Source organism: Acidobacteriota bacterium (genome assembly GCA_009861545.1).
Lineage (GTDB): Bacteria > Acidobacteriota > Vicinamibacteria > Vicinamibacterales > UBA8438 > WTFV01.
In genome coordinates this window covers 180991-206837 of the sequence record VXME01000040.1, presented here as the reverse complement: position 1 = coordinate 206837, position 25847 = coordinate 180991, and the positions used below count along the sequence as shown (strand labels likewise).

Genomic DNA, 25847 nt, shown 5'->3' with positions numbered 1-25847 from the left:
AGACTCATGCTTGTTCACTATCTCGTGCTGGGACTGCCCCCGTCGGCGACGGGGGAGGAGATCCGGCGGCGCTACCTGGAGCTGGTGCGCGCGCACCGGCCCGGCGAGGAACCGGAGCGTTTCCAGCAGATCACCGCGGCGTACGAAGCTCTGAAGGACGATCGCGCGCGTGTGAGGACCGCCCTCTTCGGAATGGCCGCCTACGGCGACTTCGAGCTGGCCCTCGATGCGCTGGTGCAGGCGCGTCCTGCGCGCCGCGAGATGCCCGGCCTGCAGACCCTCCTGGCGGCGGAAGGGAAGCTGCATGCGTGAACCGGGCGGCGACTGGAAGCAACGCGCGCTCGACGACTTCCGGCAGTGGCTCGACACGGCGGGCGAGGAACCGCCGGAGCACGGCGAACCGGACGCGGCCGACTGCGACCTGCGCGATCTGTTCGCCGAGTTCGCCGCCCTGCGCCAGGAGGTCCGCCTCCAGAACCGGGAGCAGGCCCGGGCGGGCCGCGAGCTGGCGGCGGCCGCGGCGCGGTACGACGCCGCCGTGCGCCGGGAGCAGCGCGGCGACGAGACGCTGGCCGCGTTCGAGCAGCGCATTTCCCGAACGGCCGAGGACCGTTGCCTGCTGGAGACCCTCGAGGTGCGCGACGCCCTGGTGCGGGGCCGGGACGCCGCGGTCCGGCTGCGGGATCGGCGGCGTCTGTTCGGGCGACCGCCGCGGGGCGCCGCGGGCGTCGTCGAGGGCTACGAGCTGGCGATCGGCCGTTTCGACAGGATGCTGTCCCGGTTCGACGTGCGGTCCGTGCAGACCGTGGGGCGACCCTTCGACAGCCGGGTCATGCACGCGGTGGAGGCGCGCCGCGTCGACCGGATCGGCGACGGCGTGGTGGTCGAGGAGTTGCGGAGCGGGTTCGTGCGGCGCGAAGACGTGCTGCGCCTGGCCGACGTCGCGGTGAACCGACGTCCCGAGGAGGATTGATGCCGGCGGAAACCAGGGCTGCGGACGACGACACCATCATCGGCATCGATCTGGGCACCACGAACTCGGAGGTCGCGATCGTCTCCGGCGGGAAGCCCACGATCGTGGAGGAGGAGGGCGAAGCCATCCTGCCCTCGTGCGTGGGGCTCGACGACGCCGGTGCCGTCATCGTCGGTCGGCAGGCCCGCAACCAGGCCGCCGCCGCCCCCGAGCGGACCGTGCTCTCGGTCAAGCGCCTGATGGGTTCCGGGACGCAGGTGCGGATGGGCAGGGACGCCTACACCCCGCAGGAGATTTCGGCCTTTATTCTCAAGGCGCTCAAGGAGCGGGCGGACCGCGCGCTCGGCCGGGACGTGCGCAAGGCGGTCATCACCGTCCCCGCCTACTTCACCGACGCGCAGCGGCAGGCGACGCGCGAAGCCGGGGAGATTGCGGGCCTGACGGTGGCGCGGATCATCAACGAGCCGACGGCCGCCGCGCTCAGCTACGAGAGCGGCGCGGAGGGGAGCCGCACCCTCCTCGTCTACGACCTGGGTGGCGGGACCTTCGATGTCTCGGTGGTGCGCATCGAGCAGGGCGTCGTCGAGGTCCTGGCCACCGCCGGTGACAACCAGCTCGGCGGCGACGACTTCGACGCGCTCGTCCTCGAACGCCTGAACGCGCACGTCGAGACGTCCCTGGGGGTCGAGGATGCGCGTGAGGACCGCCTGCTGCAGGCGCGGCTGCGGCGGGCTGCCGAACGGGCCAAGATCGAGCTGTCGGATCAACCCTACGTGCGCGTCGAGGAGGACCACGTCGCCACGGTGAACGGCGAGGCGCGGCATCTGGAGTGCGAGCTGGCCCGCGCCGATTTCGAACGCGATCTGGAGCCGTTCATCGACCGTTCCCTCCGGGCCGTGACCACGGCGCTGCAGGACGCCGACGTGCGGCCGAGCCGGCTCGACCGCGTGCTGCTGGTGGGTGGTTCCACCCGCATTCCGCGGATCGCCGCCGTCCTCACGGAGCGGCTGGGGCAGGAACCGCACGGCGAGGTCGATCCGGACCTGTGCGTCGCGCTCGGGGCCGGCGTGCAGGCGGGGATCGAGATGGGCCAGGACACGCAGGCCGTGCTGGTCGACATCACCCCCTACACCTTCGGCACCCGGGCGGAGGGGGAGCTCTACGGCCGGCCGTACGCCCACCAGTTCATACCCCTCATCCGGCGCAACAGCAAGCTGCCGGCCACCCGCACGGAGGTGTTCTTCACCCTGTTCGAGGACCAGGAAGAGGTCGAGATCAAGGTCTTTCAGGGAGAGGATCCGGACGCCCTGAAGAACGTGGAGATCGGCACCTTCATGTTCGGCGGTCTGAACGAGCACGAGGACGCGCACGAGCAGGGCCTGCTCGTCACCTACCGCCTCGACCTCGACGGGCTGCTGCACGTCCACGCGCGGGAACGGGCGACCGGTCGGGAACTGCGCGGCGTCGTCGAGAACGCCATCGGGCGTTCAAGCGACGAGGTGCTCGGCACGGCGCGGGAACGGGTCTCGGCGCTCTGGGGCGAGGCGGACGACGGGGCGGAGGCGGGCGCACAGGATGCCGGCGCCGCTACGGCCGGGGGCGGCGCGGCACCGTCCCCGCCGGTTGGCCTGCCCCCCGACGTGGCCGGGGAAGTCGAGGCGACCCTGGCGCGGGCCGAGCAGGCGCTCGAGGCCGCGCCGGCCGAGGACCGGGAAGAGATGGTCAACCTGATGGAGGATCTCCGCGACGCCCTCCGGGAGGGCGCGGCCGAGCGGGCGGCCGAGCTCCGGAGCGAGCTCGACGAGATTCTCTTCTACCTGGAATAGCGGACGACCTGGAACAGCGGACGACCTGGAACAGCGGACGACCTGGAGATAGCGGACGTGGAACGCTGCCCGACCTGCGGGGCCCGGCATGCCGGCGGGCCGTCCTGCCACCGCTGCCGGACCGACCTCGGCCAGGTGCTGGCGATAGAACGGGCTGCGGCCCGCCACCGGCGGCAGGCCCGCGCCGCGCTCGAGCACGGCGACCGGGAGGCGGCCCGCGCCCACGCCGGCCGCGCGTGCGCCCTCCACCGGTCTCCCGAATCCCTGACCGCGCTCGCGGTGACCGCCCTGGCGGCCGGCGACTTCCCGGCGGCGCTGCGGTTGTGGCGGGAGATTCGAGCAGGGTCCGGCCCGATCGGGCGTCAGTACTCGACGCGGGGCGGGGCCGGGAATCCGTTGGAGTAGATCGTCTGATAGCGAAGCCGGCCGCCGTTCTCGTCGAGCCATCCCAGGGACTGCTGAAAGAGCGCCGGCTCCGGATAGCCCGCAGGTACGGTGCCCTCCAGGACGTAGAGCTTGTTCTCGTGCATGTAGATCGACACGAACGTACGGGATCGGTCGGCACGGTTGGTGAGATGCAACTGGTGTCCTTCGACGAGGTCCGTGAAGTTGTAGCCCAGGTGCGTGACCCGGGCGTCTCGCTGCAGAAACGTCCAGGTCGCATAGATGAGGGCGCCTCGCACGTCGTGCCGCCAGTATCCCTCGCCGGTGAGTCCCCCGCCGCTGCATCTCTCGGCGCCCGGAGGGCAGTTGCCGGCCTTCTCCACGAGTATTCTCTCGGCGTGGTTGTAGTCGGCCACCGTGACCGTGTAGCGGCTCGGGCCGACCTCGGCGGCATAGACGCGCGCCGGCAGCTCCGCCCCGAACTCCGACAGCCAGGTCGTCTCCGTCACGGTAGGCTGACCCGGAAAATTGCACGTGAAGCGATCTTCGAGACTCGCGAACTCGGTCCATTCCTGCGCCGCCGCGGGCGCCGAAATCGACAGGAGCGACGCCGCCGCAACGACTGGGATCAGGCGCATTTCGTCCTCCGCTGTTCCCCGGTTGCCGCTGAAAGGGCTACCCAAACCGACCCACCCTAACCTAACCCTCATCGGTCGTCCCCGCAAGGTGGCGCCGCGGGCGTTCGCGCCCGTGCGGGACCTCGTCGATGTCGTTGACGACCCGCTCCACCAGGATGGGCGTGCGGTCGTTGCGGGCCTCCTCGAACAGCTCGGTCAGGGCAGCCTTGCCGCGTTCCTCGCCGAGTACCGGGCGCTGACCGGCGGCCTGAGCGATCTGGACCGGGAACGTGACGGTGCTTCAAGGTGTGCTTGCCGGGGCCAGGCTGGCGGCTGCGCTCCTGTTCGGCGTGTGGCGGATGGTCGAAGCGCAACGGAAAGAAAACCGAGAAGCGCACGCGGCCATCACCGAGAACGTCAAGGGCGTCGACGAACGCGCCGAGTGGCGGGCCGAAGCGCACCGGACGGCGCTGGAGGCCATCGCACGCGACCTGTCGTTCCTGGCGGGCCGGCAGGCGGAACGCGACCGGAAGTGAGCCGCCATCATTCAGCCTACGTGACGACTGAACCATCGCTCAAGCAGCAGTCGGACCGGTAGACGATGACCGCCAGCCGCCGGGCCGGCATGCGTCGCCAGCCCCAGCGGGGTACCCGTACCGCACGTTGCCCGTTCGGTCTCCGCGCATGGCTCCGGGCGACCCTTCGGTGGGATAATGGTCATCGACGTTGGGAGGCTGTATTGAAGACTATCGTCAGGCGTCGGGCTTGGCGGGGGCCAGCCATCCCGCCCGGCGAAGTGCTGCTTGAGGAGTTCCTCAAACCGCTCGGCCTCTGGCAGGTCGAGGCTGCCCAGCTCGGAATCTCTGCGAACCGGCTCAACGAAGTCGTGCTCGGCAAGCGCCGAATCACACCGGACACGGCCTTGCGCCTGTCGCGCTTCCTGAAGACGTCCCCGCAGTTCTGGATGCGGCTGCAAGCCGATTGGGATCTCCATCGGGCGGCGGAGCGCGCCGCCTCGTAGCCATGACCGTCTGCTATCGTAGATAGTGAGCGTGGCGATGAACATCCAGGAGCTGGGCCGGCTGTTGGCGGAGCAGGAGCGATTCCTACGGCAGCTCCAGCCTGCTCTCGAAACGGCTCGCCAACTCCGGCAACAGGTGCAGCCTGCCGTCGACCTGGTTCGTCAGCACGAAGAGAGCTTCAGGCAGATCGCGGCGCACAGACAGACGGTGGCCGATGCTTGGCGTGTCGCAGGACTCGAGGAATCCCTCGCCGCGTGGCGCACCGCCCTCAGTCGTGACGTCGCAAGGTTTCCCCCGGCGGAGCTCGCCCGTCTGGAGGAAGTTGCGGCAGCGGTGCGGCAGTCGATGCGAACCGTTCCCACCCTCGCTCCGGAAATGCTCGGCGGCGCGTGGGATGAGCGGCTCGCCGCCGTAGCGGCTCATCTGCGGGAACGGGCCGAACGCCTTGCCAGTGCGCCCGATGCCGGTGAGCCGGAAGACGTGGAATCACTGGCCGGCGATATCGAAGCGGTGGCCGCGGTTACGCCGGCTGAAGGGCAGGAGAACGTCAGCAGGTGGCTCGTACTCGTGCTGTTCTTCGTGTTCGACGCGTTGGCTCTGGACCCCGCGAAGGAGGCCTTGCGCGATGCAGTTGCGAAACTCCTCGTCATTCTGTTGGTGACGGCAGCGGAAGCCACGGTTCCGACTCCTCCTCTTCCTCCGGCCTCAGCGGTCCCGGAGACGGGCACCGAGACCAGTGTCGAAGACGCAAGCGAGACTACGCGACGTGCGATCTCCGAATTGCGTCGCATCGGTGGATTGACATGGGCCGAGCTTGGGCAGCTCTTCGGGGTATCGCCACAGCGCATGCACTCCTGGGCCAGCGGCGGAACTCCGGATGCCGTCACGGAACAGCACCTGCTCCGGGTTCTCGACGTCGTGCGCCTTGCGGATCGAGGTGACGCACGTAGCAACCGGATGGCCCTTTTCGCGATTGCTGATGGTGAGACGCCTTTCGAGCTCCTGGTCTCCCAGAAATTCGAGGAGGCACGAGCGATCCTGGGGCCCGGCCCCGGCCGTCGGCTCCCGAAACTGACCGCACTCGATGACGCGACCAAGGCGGAACGCAGACCGCCTCCTCCCGAGGAGCTCATCGACGCGTTGAACGACAGCGTCCACCAGGATCTTGGACGCGGTCGTGCCGCATGCACCGTGAGGAACCGTCGGCGTGGACTGGTTGGATGAAGCCCGCCAGGTGCGCATTGACGAGGCGCTCGGAACGTGGCGGCAGGCAGACTGTGCCATTGGGGACCACCGGTTCCTTTTCCGCCTGGACCCCGAAGCACCGCTGACCGAACCCGCCGCCGTAGCAGCTGCCGACCACGCGGACACTGCCGAAGAAGACGTTCGCGGTTTCGCGGTCGTCACGCAGACGTGCGACATCGTCCGTGGCTGTCGCGAACGGCCATTCGTGCAGGTCAGTCCTCTGGTGGAGGTCGATGCCGTAACGCTCCGTCAGATCGAACGTGGTCGCCGACCGCGATACGGTTTCGTTCCTGCCTTTGCGGGCGATAATCTCGTCGCCGATCTCGATCGAGTGATGACCGTAGAGAAAGCGGTCATAGCTGGCTGGACCCGTGTTGAGGGGGTGCAGAATGAGAGTGACGCGCGACGGTTCCAGTTCGCGCTGACCCGCAACCGTGCCCGCGCAGCGTTCCCGGACGACTTCGTCCGGTTGATCTCCGAACTCACGCGCCGGATCTCTGCCAAACACGATGCGGAGAGCGATGAGGGACGTGCTCTCCGAACTCTCCGCGAGAGCGGTCGATCTTGTTCAGGTTGTTGAAGACGTGGGTTGGCGTGGCGTTCGCGTGGACAGGAACCGAAATCAGAAGGCAAAAGGAACGGCCGCGGCGTTTCCGGTAGCACGCGGTACAGTTATCGGACTTGGACCGCGCGAAGCATTGCTTTGGATGATGGGGTGGACGCCTCCTCTCAACGGCATCGGAATGTGCCAAGGTGGAGCTGTTGTGACACACCACCTGGAAGAGGAGGCATCCTATGGAGCACGCTACCATCATCGGCATCGATCTGGCGAAGCGGAGTTTTCAGTTGCACGGCGCACGTGCGGATGGGTCGGTTGCGTTCCGCAAGAAGCTGAACCGCGACAACGTGCTGGGCTTCGTGGCGTCGCAGCCGCGATGCATCGTAGCGATGGAGGCCTGTGCGAGCTCGCACCACTGGGGCCGAGAGTTCGGGAAGCTCGGTCATGAGGTGAAGCTGGTCCCGCCGATCTACGTGAAGCCGTTCGTCAAACGGCAGAAGAATGACGCGACCGACGCCGAGGCGATCTGCGAGGCGGCCTCGCGGCCGACGATGCGCTTCGTGGCGGTAAAGACGCGGGAGCAGCAGTCCCAAGGCATGCTGTTCCGCACGCGCGATCTGCTGGTTCGCCAGCGCACGCAGACGATCAACGCGTTTCGGGGACACTTCGCGGAGTTCGGCGTCGTCGCGCCGCAGGGGCCTGCGCACGTGAAGCGGCTGGTGGAGGCGATTGAAGATGCCGATTCGCCACTCCCGGGCCCAGTTCGGGAGCTGGGCGCGCTGTTGTTCGTTCAGATCGCCGAGCTCAACGAGAAGATCGCGGAGCTGGAGAGGGACCTGCGTGAGCGGGCGCGCGAAGACGAACGGACGGTGCGGCTGATGAGTGTCCCGGGAATCGGGCCGCTATGCGCGATGGCGATCCAGGCCTTCGCACCGCCGCTGGAGAGCTTCCGGCGCGGCCGGGACTTCGCAGCCTGGCTGGGCTTGGTTCCCCGGCAGAGCTCGACCGGCGGGAAGCCGAAGCTGGGGAGGATATCGAAGATGGGTCAGCGCGATCTCCGGCGGCTGTTGGTCGTCGGCGCGATGGCGACAGTCGGCTGGGCGGCGCGGCGCGGCACGAAGGACCCGTGGCTGGCCCGGATGCTGGCTCGCAAGCCGCGCATGCTGGTCGCCGTGGCGTTGGCGAACCGAAGGGCGCGCATCGCCTGGGCGCTGATGACGAAGAACGAGTACTACCGCGCGCCGCTGCCGACCGCTTGAGAGGCAAGAGCCGGTCCGGCGACGTCGGGAATGCGAGTAGGTCGGAAGATGGTAAGGGCAAACGGTCAACGAGACGGGGTCGGGAAAACCAGTGTTTGCGGCAGTGCCTTCGAGCACACTTGGACGATTTTGGACTCGACCCGCGTATCTCCATACGGGCCCGCGGCGCGTGATATGCCGCAAGCAATGAGGCCGGACACACGACAGCACCTGACCGCATGCTGCGGACCATCTGACGGATCTGACGGAATGCAACTTCCCGAGACGAGGGAGAACGGGCTTCGGCCCTCGCTGCGCTCGGAGGCGTTTACCTCGCGCACGGTCGGTCGCGACTGTCAAGCCGCTGCGCGACTCCTCCGCTCTGCTGCGGCCCTACGGGTGACAGCCGCGGCCGACCGTGCAGGAAGCCCTTGCGGGCCAGCCAGGAGGCTGGCCCTCGTTCCACGGGAACAATCGCGGCGCCGCAGGGCCGCTCCGTTGTCGCGGAGAGCCACAGGAGCAGACTGAGCCAGGAGGAGAGACTTCAGGAAAGGCTTGCATTTTCGGAGGCGTCCACACACGCATGGTGATGTGCAGGGAATCACAGATCGTTCCTATTTCCAAGGCTCTCGAAGTACCCCCAGGCCGGTACGCTTGGTGCGGCATGCCGGACATGGGCCGTGGGACGAAACGGTCCGCTCCGTGCTTGGCCTTTCCAAGATGAACTGGAACAACGATTCGCTATACGATCCGTTGCCCGTTACCATGGCTTACGCAAAGGTCCTTGCGCGGGTTGTCAAGCGGATGTCCAGTTTGGGCACTACGCCTTATCAGTTCCGGTTCTTCATGTAACTCGAGGAGATGCGTGCTGCTGGTGCTGCTGGTTAGTTCTCTTCCTGGCCGTAGAAGATACTGGGTGCGAGCCCGATCACTGCCTCGACGAGATCCTGCTCCAGCAGCGCCGGGCGGATGCGGCGCTCCGCGCCCTTGCGGAACAACGCGCCCTGCGGCAGCACCACCGCCATCCGACCCGAGTCCGCCGGCATCGACGCCACCATATGCTGAACCCAGGCGTAGTCGCCGTAGGTGGTCGGCGGGAGGCCGAACGCCGGGCGGCCCCACGGTTCGGCTTCCCACCTCGCGGCCCCACGCCTTGAGCGAGAGCGGCGGATTGGCGATGACGCAGTCGAACGTCGCCAGCGCGCCGGACGGGTCGGTGAACGCCGGGTTCCGGAGCGTGTCGTTCTGCGATCCGGAAGTCCTCGACGCCGTGCAGCACGAGGCTCATGCGCGCGATGGAGGACGTGGTGACGTTCTTTCTCCTCGCCGACAGGATCTACGACCCGGCACGCGCCACGCGGCGCGGACGCTGGCTGGCGTCTCGCGGACGTCGCGCCAGTGGCAGCCGTCCGGCAGCGTGAAGCGGTGCAGCTCGGGAGAGCGCTCCAGATCGACGTCGCCGTACGTCTTTCGGGCCTCGGCTGTCTCTTCGTCCCAGACGGCGCTGATCCGCTTGAAGGACAGCAGCGGGCGGGTGTAGCCTTTCCAGTCCGTCCGGTCGATGGCGCTGCCGCGCAGGATCTGGGCGCAGTTCCAGAGGTTGGACTTCAGCTCCTGTAGCGTCAGCGGACTCGCGGGCATCGGGGATGTGGGATCGTATCGCCGCGCAGGTCGGAGACGGAAACCGGCGGCTGCTCGCTACGCCGCGAGGACGGCGGCGATGGCGTTCCGCATCCAGTCCGTGCGGGCGAGATCGAGGCGCTGCAGGTTGAAAGGCGCCAGATAGTCGCCGGGGCGCTGGTTCTTCATGTCGAGAAATGGGTAGAACGTCTCGAAGTCGTCGGACGCCGTCGCGGCCGCGATCTCCTGCATGGCGCGCGTCTTCGTTTCCTGGGGCAGCGTCTTGATGACCTCGTAGCTGTTCTGGCTTCGTTCCAACGTCATCAGCAGGTGGTCGCGGATGCCGGCCATGCGCTCCCGGAGCAACCGCCGATACTCGGTTTCGTCGAATTCCGGGGGCGACGCCTCCACCAGGTTCCGCGGGTGGAACAGATAGCTTTCAATCGAGTAGTAGCCGAGCACGAAGAGGTCCGGTTGTTCGCGGCGCAACTCCGCGATTTCGTTCGCACCGAGGAAGTCGCGGTCGATCAGCCCGCGGAACTCGGCATGCGCTCGAGTCTGCAGCCCGACCGCGTTCTTGTCGCGTGCTCCGACGAACAGCAGGCCGGGAAGCTCGATCGCGTTGTAGAACAGCGCGTCCTGGTTCTCGCAGACGATCAGCGTCTTGTTCGGAAAGACCTTCAGCGCGGAATCCCTGGGCACCGCGATGTCGAAGATCGCCGCAGATTTCGGGGCCGGCGTCAGCACCCGCGGGCGGTCGAAGTCGAGGTCGTCGAAGTCGATGATGGCGGCGTCCGCGGCATCGCCGGCGTACTCGATGAAGCCGAGCGAATGGCTGGCCGTCCAGAGCTGCGAATAGTCCGGAATCCAGTGCTCGACGACCTCCCGGATCAGCGCGTGCTGGAGCCGCGTGTGCAGATGCACGTCGAGCTCGTCGATGAAGTAGATCGTGCTTGTGAAGTGCTCGCGGCGGGTGAACAGGTTGAGAAGAATGTTGAACACCTCCTTCTCGCCGCTGCTGAGCAGGTCGTAGTGGATCTCGGACGTTCCCTTTCTGAAACGGATGTCCGGCGGGCGATCTTCCAGCGCCGGGCTTATCCGCGTCAGTTGCAACCGTGTCGGAGAGGCACTGGCGAAGATCCGCGTGAGCGCGTCGTTGAGCGGGTCGACGAACTGCGCCTTGAGCCGGTCCGAATCGAACTGCGATCCCCAGACCTCGTCATGGATGCGTCTCGTCATTTCCGAGACGTCGGTCTCGAACCGCGTGTCCTGATCGATGTAGCGTCGCGGGCGGTCCCGGTCGGCGCCGATGGGGCCGGCGGTCCTGCGCCCGCCGCGCAGTTCGGGAATCGTTCGTAACGAGCTTCGACCGTAGAATGCAGACTTCAGGTCCCAATCCGGCGGCGAGGTGGTCGCCGGCGTATCGTTGGATCGACGGACCTCGAAGTTGCCGCCGAAAGAGCACGAGACGGACACATCGGTGCTGGGGTCCTTCTTGAGGTAGCGCGAGTACTCCAGGCCGCTCTTCCGTTTCCTGCCCAGCAATTCTCCAAGGTCGAGTCCGGAAGACGACTCCTTGTGCCCCGCGGACAGGTACTCGAACGCGTCGAACACCGACGACTTGCCGCTGCCGTTCGCCCCGATCAGCAGCACCAGCTTCGGCGCGCCGGCAAACGGCGACAGGTCGATGGTCAGGTCGGTGAAGCGCTTGAAGTTCTCGAGGCGCAGCCTGGTGACGTTCATCGAATCTCGGTCTGCCGCTTCAGTCCGCCGGCAGCGCGAACGCCACGACCCGTGGCCCGCCGCCGATGCTGACGGCGATGTACTGCCGGCCGTCCACCATATACGTCATCGGCGTGCCGATGGTGCCGGCGGGCAGGTCGACCGCGCCGCGGACCTCGCCGGTCTGCTTGTCCCAGGCCACGAGGCCCGGTCCTCCCTGGCTGCCGGCGGTCGGGACGGTGCTGATGAGCAGGGTCTTCGTCAGCAGCGGCCCGCCGATGGTGCCGTCGCCGAGCGGCGGCAGGTTCAGGTGGCGCAGGCGGGGATGGTTGCGGATGCGGTCGCCGTTGCCGAGGGGCACCATCCAGGCGTGCTCGCCGGTGTTCATGTCGATGGCCGTAATGCGCGAGTAGGGCGGCTTGAGCAGCGGCAGGCCCTGCGGCATCCGCGCCTGGTACGACTGTCCTTCGCGGATCTGGCGCAGCCGCCGTTCTTCCGGGGCGCCGTGCGTGTAGAGCATCGTGGCGCCGAGGTCCGGGTCGGGCGTGTAGAGCGGGATGGCGACCGCGATGTTGCGCGACGGGATGTAGAGCATCCCCGTTTCGGGGTCGACCGCGGCGCCGGCCCAGCCGGCCGCGCCGAAGTCGGGCGGGCGCATCAGCGTGCCCTGCGTGCCGCCGTTGATGGGCCGTCCGGGCGGCGTGAACAGCGGCCCGATCTGGTAGTTGCTCACCACCTCTATCGCCATCTCGCGCAGCTCCGGCGTGAAGTCCACGAGGTCGTCGATGGTGACCCCCTGGTAGTCGAACGGGGCCGGCTTCGTCGGGAACGGCTGCGTGGGCGACGGGACCTCGCCCGGCATGTTGGTCGCCTGCGGCACCGGACGCTCCTCGATGGGCCAGATCGGCTCCCCGGTCACCCGGTCGAAGGCGTAGACGAACGCCTGCTTGCTCACCTGCACCAGCGCCTGGATCGGGCGGCCGTCGACCACCACGTCGACCAGGTTCGGGTGGGTGGGGAAGTCGTAGTCCCACAGGCCGTGGTGGACCGCCTGGAAGTGCCACATCCGCTGGCCCGTCTCGACGTCGACGGCGATGATCGTTTCCGAGAAGAGGTTGTCGCCCGGCCGGTCGGCGCCGTAGTAGTCGTTCGTGGTGGTGCCGGTCGGCAGGTAGACGTAGCCCAGCTCGTTGTCGCCGGCGAGCATCGACCAGACGTTGGCGTTGCCGGAATAGCGCCACGAGTCGTTGAGCCAGGTGTCCACGCCGAACTCGTCGGCGCTGTTCGGCACGGTGTGGAAGTCCCAGGCGTGCTCGCCGGTGCGGACGTCCCAGGCCCGCACCCACCCCGGGGGTGCTTCCCGCGTGATGCGCCGGTCGGCGATCTGCGAGCCGTGGATCACCTTGTCGCGCACGACGATGGGCGGCGAGTTGATGGAGTAGAGCAGCGCGTTGAGGTAGTCGCGCGCCTCGCGCTCCACGCGCGGGATGCCGACCATCGCGTCGACCATGCCGCCGCCGTTGGGGCCGAAGTCGGGGCAGGGCTGCCCGGTCTTCGCCTTGACGCAGACGACGTAGCCGTTGCCGGTGCCCCAGAAGATCCGCTCGTCCCCTTCGCCGTCGGTCCAGTAGGCGACCCCGCGCTGCGTCCAGGGCCCGCTCATCGACGGGGTCCCTTCCTCGTAGCCCTTCGGGTTGAAGATCCAGAGCGTCTCGCCGGTCGTCGCGTCCACGGCGACTCCCTGCGACAGCGGCGTGTTGAAGTACAGCACGCCGTCGATCATCAGCGGGGTCACCTGGAGGCGCGAGGGGTTCGGCGGCTGGCTGCTGCGGTAGAGGTTCGGGGTCTCCTCGACCAGCGAGTCGACGATGACGTCGAGCGGCGCCGACCACTCGCCGCCGCCGGGGGTGCTGCGGCTGACGAAGTTGTCGATCGACGTCCACTCCCAGGCGATCTCCAGGTCGCTGAAGTTGCCGGCGTCGATCTGGTCGAGCGGCGAGTACTTGGTGCCGGCGATGTCGCCGGCGTAGCTGCGCCATTCGCCGTTCTCGGTGCCGTAGGTCTGCCACGGCCCCTCCGACGTCTGCTCCTGTGCGAAGGCGTCGCCGGTTCCAATCGCCGTGACGAACGACGTAACCAGCGCGGCGAGCGACGTAATCAGCAGCGACCTCATTCCGGATCCTCTCTTTCCGCTCTTTCCACCGGCTGCGCCGGCGCTCTTTCCGTTCGTCCCGTCGACTCCGCGACGGCTACCGTCTGCACCCCGATTCCGTGCTCGAAGACCAGCCGCGCCCCGAGCAGCGCGGTCTGAACGAGCGCGCCGAGCCCGACCAGCGCGACCGCGAAGGCGCCGATCCGCAACGCCCGCCGCGGCTGGAGAATGTACGACATGGCGAGCCGCAGCGACGCGAAGAACGCGAAGAGCCACGTTGCCGCGAACGCCCGGCCGGCGTGCGCGTCCACGAGCAACCCGACCTCGGGAGAGAACGCTCCCGCCTGCGCCGCGGTGTACCCCGTGAAATACGTGAACACGGCGGTTGCCGCGCCCCCGACGTAGAGCCATGTCGCGGTGTCCCGCAGTCTCCGACCTGGCGCCACGAGGCCGGCCGCATCGACGGCGCCTGCCGCGAACAGCAACGCGATCGGGAAGTGCACGACCAGCGGGTGCAGGTTCGGCGCCCACGCGGGGATGAGCGGCATGCGGTCCCCTATTATGGCGGGATCGCTCGACGTCCTCCACTCGATTGCGAGCCAGCGGCACCACCGTCATCTCCTCTGGCAGCGAGCGCGGCCTTGCGGTCGCGGCGGGAGTTCGCCGGCGCGGCTCCTGCGGCGCAAGCTCCGAGCGCTCTTCCTATACTACGGGTCGCCCGCGATGACCTCCGACAGCAGCGCCGCCGGCTGGGACGGCTGGGACGCCTACGCCCCGTTCTACGACTGGGAGAACCGGCGCACGATCGGCCGCCGCGACGTCCGGTTCTGGACGGACCTGGCGCGCCGGGCGGAGGGTCCGGTGCTGGAGCTCGGTTGCGGCACCGGCCGCCTGTCGGTGCCGGTGGCGCGCGTGGCGCCCCGCTTCGTCGGGATCGACCGCTCCGCCCCGATGCTGCGCCGGCTGCGGTCGCGTCTCCGCCGGGCCCGCCTGACCGCGAGAACGGCGATCGTGCGCGGCGACATTCGCGCCCTGCCGTTCCGCCGCCGCTGGCGCTGCCGGCTGGTGATGGCGCCCTACGGCATGTTGCAGACGCTGCTCTCGGACGAGGACCTGACCGCGACGCTGGAGTCGGCGGCCGGCGTGCTGCCGCGCGGCGGCACCCTCGGCATCGATCTCGTTCCGGAGCTGCCGCGCTGGCAGGAGTATCACCGCCGGGTGGGGTTGCGCGGGCCGCTGAGCGGCGGTCGTCGCGTCACGTTGATCGAGTCGGTGCGCCAGGTGCGCGAGCACGCACTGACCGTCTTCGACCAGGAGTTCGTCGAGTGGCACGGTAGTCGGCGCACCGTGCACCGCTTCTCGCTCGCCTTCCGCACGTTGACGGTGCCGCAGGTTGCCGAGCGGCTCGAGCAGGCGGGCTTCCGCGTCGACGCGGTCCTGGGCGACTACGCGGGCGAGGAGTGGTCGCCGGACGCGAGCGTGTGGGTGATCGTGGCCCGCCGCCGCTGACGCCGGGCCCGCCGCCCGCCGCTCGCCGCTCGCCGCAGCCCGCCTTCATATAGAGTGGGCACGAATACTCGCGGAGGCTGCAACGGATCGCGGAGGCTGCGATGCATGGAGGATTCCGGACGCTCGGCGCCCTGCTGTTGGCCATCCCGTTGACCGTGAGCGCGCAGGACGCCGGACGAGCCGGGCCGGCGGAGCAGGCGGCGTCGGCCGAGCCGGAGGCCGGAGAGCCGCCGCACTTCGCCGAGGAGGTGACGGTTACCGTCACCGCCCGCAAGCGCGAGGAGGACCTGCAGTCGGTGCCCTTCTCGGTGGTCGCGCCGACGCAACAGGCGCTGCGCAACCGGGGCGCGGAGAGCATCGAGGACGTCTCGGCCAACGTCGCGGGCTTCTCCGTCCAGAACCTCGGCCCCGGCCAGAGCCAGATCGCGATGCGCGGCGTTTCGGCCGGCCAGATCGTGCGCGACCAGCCGGGGGTCAAGGAGCAGGTCGGCGTCTACCTCGACGAGTCGGTCATCTCGCTGTCCCTTTTCACCCCGGACCTCGACCTGTTCGACATGTCGCGCATCGAGGTGCTGCGCGGCCCGCAGGGGACCCTCTTCGGCTCAGGCTCGCTGTCGGGCACGGTGCGCTACATCACGAACCAGCCGGTCCTCGGCGTCACCGAGGGAACGGGCGAGCTCGGCTTCAGCTCGCTCACCGGCGGCGGGCTCGGCAACAACGCCAAGTTCGCGGTCAACGTGCCTCTCGGGCCGGCCGCGGCTGCCCGCGTCACCGCCTACAACACCACCGTCGGCGGCTTCATCGACGCCGTGCAGCCGGACCTCGGCGTCAAGGAGAACGTCGACAGCGGCCGCCGGACCGGCGCCCGCGTGGCGCTGCGCGTACAGCCGAACGAGCGCTTCTCCTTCACGCCGCGGCTCGTCTACCAGCACGCGGCGATGGACGGCTGGAACCGCATCGATGCCTACAACATCCTGGCCAACCCCTTCACGACCACGCGCCCCGCGGTGACCCTGGGCGAACGGCAGCAGTTCACGCAGATCGAAGAGCCCTACGCGGACACGTTCCTGTTGGGCGACTTCACCCTCGAGCTGGATCTCGGCGGCGCGGCGCTCACGTCCGTCACCTCGCTCACCGACCGCGACGTCGACGTCGTGCGCGATGCGTCGGCGCTGGGCGGCAGCGTCTCGTTCAGCCCGTTCGGCGCTCCGGAGGCGGGCTACACGCTGGACTTCCCGCTCGTCGACCTCACCACGGCGCGCGGGCTGACACAGGAGCTGCGCGTCGCGGGAGAAGGCGAGCGGGTCGACTGGGTCCTCGGCACGTTCTTCAGCACGGCCGAGCGCCGCTACGGGCAGAGCGCCTACGCCGCGAACTACGTGGCGATCAACGGCGCCGCGGTCTCCGACTTCCTGCGGGTCGTCACCGGGGTCCCGGACCTCGTCTGGTCGGGGTCGCGTCCGCTGGCCGGCCAGCCCGGCACGGAGGAGCTGTTCTACTCGGACCTGCGCTACGACTTCGATCAACTCGCCCTGTTCGGCGAGGCGTCGCTGGCCCTCACCGACCGGTTCAGCCTGACCGGCGGCCTCCGCTGGTACGACTTCGACGAAGCGCGCACGCAGACCTTCGACGGGCTCTTCGCGGACCCGCTCGACAGCGAGGGCACCACGTCGGCGACCGGAGTCGCGCCGCGGATCATCGCCAGCTACGACCTGGGCGCGGAGACGCAGGTGAACGCGCAGGTGTCGCAAGGCTTCCGCCTCGGCGGCATCAACGATCCGCTCAACACGCCGATCTGCTCGCCGGAGGATCTCGCCACCTTCGGCGACCGCGGCACCTGGGAGGACGAGGCGCTGTGGAACTACGAGGCGGGCGTCAAGTCGACGTTCCTCGGCGGCCGCGGCACGTTCAACGCGTCGGGGTTCTACATGGACGTCCGCAACCTGCAGGCGACGGTGACGGCGGGAACCTGCTCGTCGCGCATCATCTTCAACGTGCCCGACGCGCGCAGCGCCGGGGTCGAGCTGGAGCTGGCCGCGCAGCCGACCGCCTTCTTCGACTTCGCGGTCTCGGCCAGCGTCGCCGACGCGCGGCTGCAGTCGACGATCACGTCCACCGACGACGCGGGCAGGGTCGACACGGTGTCGGGCATCGAGGCGGGCCGACGCCTGCCGACGACCCCCCGTTTCCAGACCGCGGCGGCGGCCACCTGGCGCTGGCTCGCCGGCGGCGGCTGGGTGGGCTACGTCAGCGGTACCTTCCAGCACGTCGGCTCGCGTTTCACGCAGGTGGGAGACCAGGCCGCGGGCTTCGGCGCGGTCGACCTGACGGCGCTGTCTCCGGCCCTGCGCCCGGGGGCGTTCATCGGCGGCCCGCTGACGCAGAGCGCGTTCGCGTTCAATCCGGAGCTGCCGGCCTACAACATCCTCAACGCGCGGGTCGGCTTCCTCGACGGCCGCTGGGACATCGCCTTCTTCGCCGATAACCTGACCGACGAACGGGCGCTCCTGGCCCTCGACCAGGAGCGGGGCACCCTGGCCCGGGTCGGCTACCTGACCAACCCGCCGCGCAGCTTCGGCGTCAGCACCCGCATCGACTTCTGACCCCCGTGCGGGCGCGGGCGCGGACCCCGCCGGTGGTTTTCCGCGACCGAAGGTTTTGCGATAATGGGGCCATGTCCGGACATTCCAAGTGGGCTTCGATCAAGCACAAGAAAGGCGTGGCGGACGCGCGGCGCGGCAAGCTCTTCACCCGCATCATCAAGGAACTGACGGTCGCCGCGCGGGACGGCGGCGGCGATGCGGCGATGAACCCGCGCCTGCGCACCGTGATTGCCGACGCCAAGGCCGCCAACATGCCGGCCGACAACATCAAGCGCGCCATCCGGCGCGGGACCGGCGAGGAGCCGGGCGTCACGTACGAGGAGGTCACCTACGAGGCCTACGGGCCGGGCGGCGCGGCGCTCCTCATCCAGTGCCTGACCGACAACACCAACCGGGCCGTCGGCGAGATCCGCCACCTGCTCTCGAAGCACAACGGCAACCTGGGCACCACCAACTCGGTGGCGTGGATGTTCGAGAAGCACGGCCACATCGTCGTGGAGCAGGGGAACGTCGACGAGGAGACGCTGATGACCGCGGCGATAGACGCCGGCGCCGACGACTTCCGCGAGGACGGCGACAACTGGGAGATCATCAGCAGTCCGGATGCCTTCGAGGCCGTCCGCGAGGCGGTCGCCGCGGCCGGCGCCTCGCCGATCTCGGCGCAGATCGCGATGCTGCCGCAGAATCTCGTCAAGGTGGAGGGCAAGGCGGCCCAGCAGATGATCAAGCTGATGGACGTGCTCGAGGAGCAGGATGACGTCCAGCACCTCTGGTCGAACTTCGACATCGACGCCAAGGAGATCGAGGCTTCTCTCGCGTGAGAATCTTCGGGGTCGACCCCGGCTCCGCACACACGGGGTACGGTTGCATCGACACCTCGGGCGGTCGTCACCGCATCCTCGTCTGCGGGGCGTTGAGTCCGCCCGTCCGGAGCGCCTTTCCCGAGAAGCTGCGCGCCATCCACGACGGTCTGGCGGCGCTGATCGCCGAGCATCGCCCCGAGACGGTCGCCATCGAGGACCTGTTCCATGCCCGGAACGCGCGCAGCGCGCTGAAGCTGGGCCACGTGCGCGGCGTCGTCATGCTGGCCGCCTCGGAGGCGGGGCTGCCCGTGGTGGAGTACGCGCCGGCCGAGGTGAAGCGGGCCGTGGTCGGCTACGGGCGGGCGGAGAAGCAGCAGGTGCAGCAGATGGTGGGTCTGCTTCTCGGTCTGGATCCGCCGCCCTCCCGTCTGGACGTTACGGATGCGTTGGCCGTTGCCGTCTGCCACGCGCACTCCATCCGGCCGGGGGCAGTGGACGAGCAGCCGGCCGCGCCGGGCGGGGCACCCCGTTCGTGGCGGCAATACCGGCCGCGGGGCGACGCCGTGACGGTGCGGCGGCCATGATTGCCAGGCTCCACGGCAAGCTGGCCGAGAAGCAGCCGGGCCGGATCGTCGTCGACGTGGGCGGTGTTGGCTACGACGTGCAGATTCCACTCTCCACCTACTACGCGGTGGGCGACCGCGGGGCGGAGGTGGCGTTGCGCATCCATACCCACGTCCGCGAGGAGGCGCTCTCGCTCTTCGGGTTCGCCACCCGCCTGGAGCGCGATCTGTTCGAGCGGCTCATCGGCATCAACGGCGTGGGGCCGCGCCTCGCCCTCGCCGTGCTGTCGGGTATCGAGCCGCCGGTGCTGGTGCAGGCCATCCGCACCGCGGACGTCGCGCGCCTGACCGGCATTCCGGGGGTCGGGCGCAAGACGGCCGAGCGCATCACGCTGGAGTTGAAGGACAAGCTGCCGGCCGGCGCCCCGGCCGACGACGCGGGCGGGGCGGACGGCGCGGCGGAGGTCGACGGGCGCGATTTGCGCGGCGACGTGATCTCGGCCCTCCTGAACCTCGGCTACCAGAGGCCGCCCGCGGAACGCGCCGTGGAGGCGGCCCTGAAGCGCAGTCCCGGGGATTTCGAGGCGGCGCTGCGGCAGGCCCTCCGGGAGCTGGCCGGTTGACCCGATCTCCGGACCGTCCGGCCGGCCCCCGCGTCCGTCCGGCGCGTAGAATGGTCGGGCGGTGACTACCGATCACGTTCTCAGCACGGTGCGGGCCGAGGAGGACGCCCAGTACGAGGCCGGGCTCCGCCCGCGCTCCCTCGACGACTACATCGGCCAGGACCGCGTGCGCGAGAACCTCACCGTCGCCGTCACCGCGACGCGCAACCGCGGCGAGGCGCTCGACCACGTGCTGCTCTACGGGCCGCCCGGACTCGGCAAGACGACGCTTGCCCACGTCATCGGCAACGAGCTGGGCGTGCCGGTGCGGGGCACGGCCGGACCGGTGCTGGAGAAGCCGGGCGATCTCGCGGCGATCCTGACGAACCTGAAGGCGCGGGAAGTGCTGTTCATCGACGAGATCCACCGCATGAGCCCCGCCATCGAGGAGATCCTCTATCCCGCGATGGAGGACTACGAGCTCGACATCGTCATCGGGCAGGGGCCGAGCGCACGCTCGGTGAAGGTTCCGCTCCAGCGCTTCACGCTGATAGGCGCCACCACCCGCGCGGGGCTCCTGACGTCGCCGCTCCGGGCCCGGTTCGGAATCGTGCACCGGCTCGACTTCTATGCCGAACGCGATCTGGTGGAGATCGTGACGCGCTCGGGGCGCATACTCGGGGTGCCCATCGACGCGGCGGCGACGGCGGAGATCGCCCGCCGGTCGCGCGGCACGCCGCGCGTCGCCAACCGGTTGCTGCGGCGCGTGCGCGACTACGCCGAGGTGCGGGCCGACGGCGCCATCACGGTGGAGGTCGCGCGCGACGCCCTGGCCCTGCTGGAGGTCGACGAGCAGGGCTTCGACGAGGCGGACCGGCGGTTGCTGCATGCCATCATCGACAAGTTCGGGGGCGGCCCGGTCGGACTCAACAGCCTCGCCGCCGCCATCAGCGAAGAGAAGGACGCGATAGAGGACATCTACGAGCCGTACCTGATTCAGGCCGGCTTCCTCGACCGGACGCCGCGCGGGCGGATGGCGACGGCCCGCGCCTACGACTACTTCGGGCTGGCGAGCCCGGAGCGGCACCCCCGGCTGCTCTAACGGCGCGGGCGGGCATCACCGGCAGCGGCTGCCGGAGACAAGGACGAAGCGAGTGGCGAACGGAAACGGTGGGCGATTCGACGGGGGCGGCGCGCGGCGGCGTGTCAAGGTCACGTCGCTCGGCACGTACGTGCCGCCGCGCGTGCTCACGAACGCCGACCTCGAGAAGCTGGTGGATACGACCGACGCCTGGATTCTGAAGCGTACCGGCATCCGCGAGCGGCACGTCGTCGACGAGGGCGTCGCGTCGTCGGATCTCGGCAAGGAGGCGGCGATCGCCGCGTTGGCGGAGGCGGGTGTGAGCCCCGACCAGATCGGCTTCATCGTCGTGGCGACGACCACGCCCGACATGTTCTTTCCCAGCACCGCGTGCCTCGTGCAGCACAAGATCGGCGCCACGAACGCCTGGGGCTTCGACCTCGGGGCCGCCTGCTCCGGGTTCACCTTCGCCCTGACGACGGGCGCCCAGATGGTGGCCAGCGGCGCCCACGACCACGCCCTGGTCATCGGCGCCGACGTGATGTCGTCGATCATCGACTTCCAGGATCGCGCCACTTGCGTCCTGTTCGGTGACGGCGCAGGAGCGGTGGTCGTGTCGCCCGCCGCCGACGGCGAGCCGGGGATCATCGACTTCGCGCACGAGATCGACGGCAGCGGCGGTCCGGCCCTGTGCATGCCGGCGGGCGGCAGCCTGCGGCCGGCCACGCGCGAGACGGTCGATGCACGGCTCCATTACGTGCATCAGGACGGTCCCGCGGTGTTCAAGTTCGCGGTCCGCAAGATGTCCGAGATCTGCCGGCGGGTACTGGAGGCGAACGGGCTCGATGCGGGGGACGTCGATCTGTTCGTCTCGCACCAGGCGAACCGGCGGATCATCATGAGCGCCGCCGAGCACCTCGGCGTCGACCGCGACAAGGTGATAGTCAACATCGAGCGGTACGGAAACACGACGGCCGCCACGATTCCGCTCGCGCTGGCCGACGCGCGGCGCGAGGGCCGCCTCGAAAAGGGGGCGCAGGTTCTGTTGGCCTCGGTCGGCGCCGGATTTACCGTGGGCGCCGTGCTGCTGCGCTGGGCGGGCTGAGGAGCGCACGGTCCGTCCATGCGCCTGTCGGACTTCGACTACGAACTTCCCACCGAACTGATCGCCCAGGAAGCGGCGCAGGTCAGGGACTCGGCGCGCCTGTTGCGGCTCGACCGCACCACGGGGGCACGCTCGCACCATCGCGTTGCGGACCTGGACGTGCTGCTGGAACCGGGCGACGTGCTCGTGGTCAACGATTCGCGCGTCGTGCCGGCGCGGTTGCTCGGCCGCCGCGAGCCGAGCGGCGGCGCCGTCGAGTGTCTGTTGCTGCGGAGGATCGACGGCGACCGCTGGGATGCCCTCGTCCACCCCGGACAGAAGTTGAAGCCCGGCTCCCGCGCGGTGTTCGAGGGTGGTGGGCGCCGCCTGGAGCTGGAGGTGCTCGACCGTCACCATCATGGGCGGCGCACCGTCCGCCTGACTGCGGATGACGGCGCCGTCGACGCCGCCGTCGACGCCATCGGGCACGTTCCGCTGCCGCCCTACATCCGGCGGGCGGACCGGCCGCTCGACGCGGAACGCTACCAGACCGTCTACGCGGCCGCGCGCGGCTCGGTGGCGGCGCCGACCGCCGGACTGCACTTCACCCCGATCCTGCTCGAGCGGCTGCGCGCGCGCGGTGTGGAACGGCACGCCATCACGCTGCACGTCGGCTACGGCACGTTCGAGCCGGTGCGGACCGAGGAGGTCGAGGCGCATCGCGTTGCGGCCGAGCGCTACACCGTGCCGGCGTCGACGGCGGCGGCGGTCAACGACGCCCTGGACGAGGGACGCCGGGTCGTCGCGGTCGGCACCACCACCACCCGCACGCTGGAGGCGGTCGCCCGCGCCCACGGCGGCCGGCTCGAACCGGTGGCCGGCGAGACCGACCTCTACATCCATGGCGATTTCGACTTCCAGGTGGTCGGCGGCCTGCTCACCAACTTCCACCTGCCCCGGTCGTCGCTCCTGCTGCTGGTCTGCGCGTTCGCCGGCCGCGACGCGATCCTGAACGCGTACCGCGACGCGGTGGAGCGGCGCTACCGGTTCTACAGCTACGGCGACGCGATGCTGATCCTGTAGCTCCGCCGGTGCGACCCGCGCAACGCCCCCGACGAAGTCCGCGACGCTGGCGTATAATGGTGAGATCCCGTGCCGGTGTAGCTCAGATGGTTAGAGCAAGCGGCTCATATCCGCTAGGTCCGGGGTTCAAGTCCCTGCACCGGCACCACCTCTTCTCCCGCCCCGGCCCGGCCGGCGCCGTTGACCATTTGCCCCAACATGCGCGAGGAGGTCGTGCGCACCTCCGTGCTTCGTCGGTCCGGGCGCGGTGTCTTGCGAACGCCTGCGGCGAACTGTACTCTTCGCCCGACGACGAAATGGTGGCGTCTCGCGTCCGTGCGTGACGGACACCATGGCGTAGGTCGATGGGAGGACTCGACGCAGTGGCGAAAATCGAGGGAATCCGGATCGCGAATTACCGCGTGTTGAAGGACCTGACGCTCGGCAAGCTGTGGAACACGCAGCGCGTCCAGCCCCTGACCCCGCTGTCGGTCGTGATCGGGAAGAACGGGGTCGGAAAGAGCTCGCTCTTCGATGCTTTCGGATTTCTTGCAGACTGCCTGAAGCTGGGCGTCGAGGAGGCCTGCGACGCTCGAGGACGGGGAGGATTCGAGCGCATCCGCTCGCAAGGTAGCGACGGCCCGATTGAATTCGAGATCTACTATAGAGAAGAACGACGGGCGCGGCCGATCACTTACGAACTGGCGATTGACAGGGACGATTCAGGAAGGCCATACGCCTCACGGGAACGCCTTCGACAGCGACGCAAGGGGCAGAGCCACGGACGGCCGTTCTCGTTTCTCGTGATGAACGGTGGCAGAGGGGTAGCGTGGACAGGACAGGCCGAAGGGCAGCAGATCGATGAAGTTGTTGACAGAGAATCCGTGCTGGAGATGTTGCTCGACCGTATTGAAAGAAGACTGACCGGAGAAGAGCGTGCGGAAACGGAGTTCGTGGAGCTGCAGGACAGACGCAAGCTCGGCATTGCGACTCTCGGAGCCCTGAAGCAGCACCCGAGAATATCGTCCTTTCGCCAGTTTGTCGAAGGGTGGTACCTGAGCTACTTCACTCCGGACGCCGCGCGAGGTCTGCCGTTGGCGGGGCCGCAGAAGCATCTGAACATTCATGGTGACAACCTCGGCAACGTCGTGCAGTTCATGGAGCGTGAGCACCGGGAGAGATTCAAGGGCATCCTGAATCGTATCGCCGGGAAGATCCCGGGCATCGACCGGATCGACACGGAGCAGAGTCCGGATGGAAGGCTGCTGCTCCGTTTCAACGACAAGGGATTCGATGATCCCTTTTACGCGCAACAGATGTCCGACGGGACGCTGAAGGTCTTTGCCTACCTGATCATGCTGGAGGATCCGGAGCCGCCGCCATTCATCTGCATCGAGGAGCCGGAGAACGGCCTATACCACAAGTTGCTGGAGATTCTTGCCGAGGAACTTCGCGAGCATGCCACCGGAAGGAAGAGCGCGCCGCAGATATTCGTCACTACACACCAGCCGTATTTCGTCGACGCGCTGCGACCGGACGAGACGTGGACTCTGGAGAAGCAGGCGGACGGCTTCGCTAGTGTCTCTCGGGCGAGTGACGATAAGGTCGTCGGCGCGATGGTTGAAGAAGGGTTGCCGCTCGGCGCACTCTGGTACAGCGGTTACCTGGGTCGCGCCGGCATTTGAGCCGGCGGCTTGGCCAAGAACCGTGTCACCGCTGGTGCAGCGCGTCCGGCAATCCCTCGAGCGCGAGGCGCTCATTCCATCGGGCGCGCGCGTGCTCGTGGCCTGCTCCGGCGGCGGCGACTCGGTGGCGCTCGGCGCCCTCCTGTGCGAACTGGCGCCCGCTGCGAGCTGGTCGGTTGCCGGGCTGCTGCACGTCAACCACCGGTTGCGGGGGGGGGCATCCGACGAGGACGAGACGTTCTGCCGCGACCTCGCCGCCACGCTCGGGGTCCCCATCACCGTCGAGCGCGTCGACGTGGCCGCCCGCGCGGGTGCGGAGCGGATCTCCATCGAGGCGGCGGGACACCGGGTTCGCTACGAGCTGTTCGCGCGCGCGGTGCGGGCCGGGCAGGCCGACCGCGTGGCGACCGCACACACCCGCGACGATCAGGCCGAGACGGTGCTGTTGCGGCTGATCCGCGGCGCCGGGCCGGCCGGACTGGCGGGCATCCGACCCCGCATCGGCGCCGTCGTGCGGCCCCTGCTCGACATCCGCCGGGACGAGCTCCGGGGCTACCTGCGCCTGCGCGGCCTGCCGCATCGCGAGGATCCGAGCAACCGCGACGAGCGCATCTTGCGCAACCGGGTTCGGCACCGGCTAATCCCGTTCCTCGCCGAGCACTTCTCGCCGGCCGTTACGGACGCTCTCGCCCGCGGCGCGGCGATCGCCCGCGACGACGCCGACTGGCTGGACGACGCGGCGAACGCGGCGGCGCGAGAGATCGTCCAATACAAGGAGGGGCCCCTCGACGCGGGGGGAGACGTCGCAGGGGGGCGCCTTGAGATCGACGCGGCGCGACTGGCGGCGGCCCACCCGGCGCTGGCTCGGCGGGTCGCCCTGCAGGTCCTGGAGCGGGCCGGCGGCCGGCGGGTCGGCTTCGATCACGTGGAGCGCCTGCGGCGGTTGGCGGAAGCGGAGGGGACGGCGCCGGTTGCGGCGGATTTCCCCGGCTGCCGGGTCGAGCGGCGGGGAACGATGCTGGGCTTCACGCGCCGGCGGGGGCGGCGGGCGCCCGTTGCCGGCGCCGAGGGCTACGAGTATCCGCTGGCGGCGCCCGGCGCGGTGGAGATCTCCGAGGCCGGTCTCCGCATCACCGCCGAGCACGGCGGCCGGCCGGCCCGGCTCGTCGCGCGCGGCGGCGTCGTCGCGCTGCCGGCGGCGCGGATCACCTTGCCGCTGACGGTGCGGAGCTGGCGTCCCGGCGACGTGTTCCGGCCCCTCGGGCTCGGCGGGCGCAGGAAGAAGGTGCAGGACTTCTTCGTGGATCGCAAGGTCCCCCGCGACCGGCGCGCGACCGTTCCACTGGTGGTGGACGACCGGCTCGGGATCGTGTGGGTCGCGGGGCACGGGTTGGGGGAGGGAGCGAGAATGATCGGCTCGGACGAAGGCGTGATAGTCTTGAAGATCGTGAAGACGGGAGGTTCCGTTTGAATCCGTCTGTCAGAAGCTTCGCTTTC

Annotated in this window: 22 protein-coding genes, 1 tRNA gene and 2 pseudogenes; 21 read left to right on the top strand and 4 right to left on the bottom strand. The window is 69.0% G+C overall.

Annotated features, from left to right (window positions below):
- Nucleotides 1–6: 6 nt before the first annotated feature.
- Genes F4X11_06185 through F4X11_06170 form a run of 4 tightly spaced genes read left to right on the top strand, consistent with a single transcriptional unit; the run spans nt 7 to nt 3204 of the window.
- Nucleotides 7–312 carry a J domain-containing protein gene (locus F4X11_06185; GenBank protein MYN64603.1) on the top strand — a complete coding sequence of 102 codons (306 nt, stop codon included), beginning with the start codon at nt 7–9 and terminating at the stop codon, nt 310–312.
- A complete protein-coding gene (locus F4X11_06180) occupies nt 227–973 on the top strand; it encodes a nucleotide exchange factor GrpE (protein MYN64602.1) in 747 nt (248 codons plus the stop codon). The genes F4X11_06185 and F4X11_06180 overlap by 86 nt, the downstream gene beginning before the upstream one ends.
- Nucleotides 973–2799 (top strand): Hsp70 family protein, encoded by a 1827-nt coding sequence (locus F4X11_06175; GenBank protein ID MYN64601.1) that lies wholly within the window; start codon nt 973–975, stop codon nt 2797–2799. The genes F4X11_06180 and F4X11_06175 overlap by 1 nt, the downstream gene beginning before the upstream one ends.
- A 57-nt stretch (nt 2800–2856) precedes the next feature.
- On the top strand, nt 2857–3204 hold the full coding sequence (locus F4X11_06170; GenBank protein ID MYN64600.1) for a hypothetical protein: 348 nt from the start codon (nt 2857–2859) through the stop codon (nt 3202–3204).
- Here the strand turns inward: F4X11_06170 and F4X11_06165 are convergent.
- A complete protein-coding gene (locus tag F4X11_06165) occupies nt 3162–3821 on the bottom strand; it encodes a hypothetical protein (protein MYN64599.1) in 660 nt (219 codons plus the stop codon). The two genes, F4X11_06170 and F4X11_06165, sit on opposite strands and share 43 nt — an antisense overlap.
- A gap of 269 nt (nt 3822–4090) precedes the next feature.
- Here F4X11_06165 and F4X11_06160 point away from each other — a divergent pair, with 269 nt between their 5' ends.
- The 6 genes and pseudogenes from F4X11_06160 (at nt 4091) to F4X11_06135 (ending at nt 8716) form a co-directional block, all read left to right on the top strand.
- Entirely contained in the window at nt 4091–4336 is a 246-nt protein-coding gene (locus F4X11_06160; GenBank protein MYN64598.1) for a hypothetical protein, read from the top strand.
- A gap of 89 nt (nt 4337–4425) precedes the next feature.
- A complete protein-coding gene (locus F4X11_06155) occupies nt 4426–4821 on the top strand; it encodes a HigA family addiction module antidote protein (protein ID MYN64597.1) in 396 nt (131 codons plus the stop codon).
- A gap of 37 nt (nt 4822–4858) precedes the next feature.
- Entirely contained in the window at nt 4859–6046 is a 1188-nt protein-coding gene (locus F4X11_06150) for a hypothetical protein (GenBank protein MYN64596.1), read from the top strand.
- Entirely contained in the window at nt 6030–6647 is a 618-nt protein-coding gene (locus F4X11_06145) for a hypothetical protein (protein ID MYN64595.1), read from the top strand. The genes F4X11_06150 and F4X11_06145 overlap by 17 nt, the downstream gene beginning before the upstream one ends.
- Nucleotides 6648–6862: 215 nt before the next feature.
- The gene (locus F4X11_06140) at nt 6863–7885 is read left to right on the top strand and encodes an IS110 family transposase (protein MYN64594.1); all 1023 of its coding nucleotides are present in this window, start codon (nt 6863–6865) and stop codon (nt 7883–7885) included.
- Nucleotides 7886–8446: 561 nt separating this feature from the next.
- A pseudogene (locus tag F4X11_06135) lies at nt 8447–8716 on the top strand (hypothetical protein).
- A 32-nt stretch (nt 8717–8748) separates the two neighbouring features.
- On the opposite strand, the pseudogene F4X11_06130 reads toward F4X11_06135, so the two are convergent.
- From F4X11_06130 to F4X11_06120, 3 genes and pseudogenes are all read right to left on the bottom strand, one after another.
- Nucleotides 8749–9505: pseudogene (locus tag F4X11_06130) on the bottom strand (N-6 DNA methylase).
- Nucleotides 9506–9562: 57 nt separating this feature from the next.
- On the bottom strand, nt 9563–11227 hold the full coding sequence (locus F4X11_06125) for an AAA family ATPase (GenBank protein ID MYN64593.1): 1665 nt from the start codon (nt 11225–11227) through the stop codon (nt 9563–9565).
- 19 nt (nt 11228–11246) lie between these two features.
- On the bottom strand, nt 11247–13769 hold the full coding sequence (locus F4X11_06120; GenBank protein MYN64592.1) for a pyrroloquinoline quinone-dependent dehydrogenase: 2523 nt from the start codon (nt 13767–13769) through the stop codon (nt 11247–11249).
- 126 nt (nt 13770–13895) lie between these two features.
- Between F4X11_06120 and F4X11_06115 the strand changes: the two genes are divergently transcribed.
- The 11 genes from F4X11_06115 to tilS all read left to right on the top strand — a co-directional run bounded on the left by F4X11_06115 (nt 13896) and on the right by tilS (nt 25821).
- The gene (locus tag F4X11_06115) at nt 13896–14867 is read left to right on the top strand and encodes a class I SAM-dependent methyltransferase (GenBank protein MYN64591.1); all 972 of its coding nucleotides are present in this window, start codon (nt 13896–13898) and stop codon (nt 14865–14867) included.
- 101 nt (nt 14868–14968) lie between these two features.
- The gene (locus F4X11_06110) at nt 14969–17470 is read left to right on the top strand and encodes a TonB-dependent receptor (protein MYN64590.1); all 2502 of its coding nucleotides are present in this window, start codon (nt 14969–14971) and stop codon (nt 17468–17470) included.
- Nucleotides 17471–17541: 71 nt separating this feature from the next.
- Nucleotides 17542–18291 (top strand): YebC/PmpR family DNA-binding transcriptional regulator, encoded by a 750-nt coding sequence (locus F4X11_06105; protein MYN64589.1) that lies wholly within the window; start codon nt 17542–17544, stop codon nt 18289–18291.
- A complete protein-coding gene (gene ruvC, locus F4X11_06100; protein ID MYN64588.1) occupies nt 18288–18857 on the top strand; it encodes a crossover junction endodeoxyribonuclease RuvC in 570 nt (189 codons plus the stop codon). Before F4X11_06105 ends, ruvC begins: the two co-directional genes overlap by 4 nt.
- A complete protein-coding gene (gene ruvA / locus F4X11_06095; protein ID MYN64587.1) occupies nt 18854–19459 on the top strand; it encodes a Holliday junction branch migration protein RuvA in 606 nt (201 codons plus the stop codon). The genes ruvC and ruvA overlap by 4 nt, the downstream gene beginning before the upstream one ends.
- A 61-nt stretch (nt 19460–19520) precedes the next feature.
- Nucleotides 19521–20540 (top strand): Holliday junction branch migration DNA helicase RuvB, encoded by a 1020-nt coding sequence (gene ruvB, locus F4X11_06090; GenBank protein MYN64586.1) that lies wholly within the window; start codon nt 19521–19523, stop codon nt 20538–20540.
- Between the two features lie 52 nt (nt 20541–20592).
- Nucleotides 20593–21624, top strand: a complete 1032-nt coding sequence (locus F4X11_06085; GenBank protein MYN64585.1) for a ketoacyl-ACP synthase III — start codon at nt 20593–20595, stop codon at nt 21622–21624.
- Between the two features lie 18 nt (nt 21625–21642).
- Nucleotides 21643–22686 (top strand): tRNA preQ1(34) S-adenosylmethionine ribosyltransferase-isomerase QueA, encoded by a 1044-nt coding sequence (gene queA, locus F4X11_06080; GenBank protein ID MYN64584.1) that lies wholly within the window; start codon nt 21643–21645, stop codon nt 22684–22686.
- A 71-nt stretch (nt 22687–22757) separates the two neighbouring features.
- Nucleotides 22758–22834 (top strand) — tRNA-Met (locus tag F4X11_06075).
- A gap of 316 nt (nt 22835–23150) precedes the next feature.
- Entirely contained in the window at nt 23151–24350 is a 1200-nt protein-coding gene (locus tag F4X11_06070) for an AAA family ATPase (GenBank protein ID MYN64583.1), read from the top strand.
- A complete protein-coding gene (gene tilS / locus F4X11_06065; protein ID MYN64582.1) occupies nt 24244–25821 on the top strand; it encodes a tRNA lysidine(34) synthetase TilS in 1578 nt (525 codons plus the stop codon). The genes F4X11_06070 and tilS overlap by 107 nt, the downstream gene beginning before the upstream one ends.
- Nucleotides 25822–25847 lie beyond the last annotated feature (26 nt).